At 34.4% G+C, this 665-nt stretch carries 1 protein-coding gene and 1 pseudogene; both read right to left on the minus strand.

The annotated features are described in order from the left end of the window. The coding region (locus ACESTR_RS16360; protein WP_373179465.1) for a restriction endonuclease subunit S at positions 1–528 on the minus strand (528 nt) is incomplete at its 3' end. Continuing rightward, positions 507–665: pseudogene (locus ACESTR_RS16365) on the minus strand (restriction endonuclease subunit S); the annotation flags it as partial. The pseudogene ACESTR_RS16365 and the gene ACESTR_RS16360, both read right to left, overlap by 22 nt.

Raw genomic sequence — 665 nt, forward strand, 5'->3', positions numbered from 1 at the left:
CGATAAATCAGAATTTACCGATACTTGACCGTTCATCAGAAGAGGCAGTAACTCATCACGTTGTCTGATCAACTTTTCACATTCATCTTTGGTTTGCTTTATTTTGTAAAACACAGGAATTAATACATCATTAAATCTTTTGAGTAAATCATCACTTGGTTTTATCATTGATATATTGTAAAGAGTTGAAGCCGTCATACTTGGCAAGCCAGTTCCAGAATTCCATTTCGTAAAATCAATATCTTTAATAGCAAAGAATACATATTTAGCAGAATGCACAATTTTCATCTCAGAATAAAACATTGTATCAACGGTCCAAAAGGATTCATTAACATACATGATATTATTCAACGTTCCTTTTCTTGGCATTAAGACAGACTCTCCTGAAAAAAGGTATTCATTCACCCTACGCATTTCTCCTCCGCTTCCATAAACAGGATGTGAACCAGTAGCTAAATGTTTGTGATCTCGTCCATTTTTAATGGTTAAAAATTCTTGTAATGTACAATTATTCCATCCATTCGGTATTTCCCTTTTCAGCTTCTCATTCCAAATCATCTTTCCACCACTGGATTTATACGGTTTCCCTTCCTCATTCGGGAAGTCGAACTGCACAAACCAATAATCATAAAGTTGTTTTGCCATCGCTTCTAAATTCTGATTTA

The organism is Alistipes sp. DJF_B185, from assembly GCF_964250025.1.
In the GTDB taxonomy this organism is placed as follows: Bacteria; Bacteroidota; Bacteroidia; order Bacteroidales; family Rikenellaceae; genus Alistipes; species Alistipes finegoldii.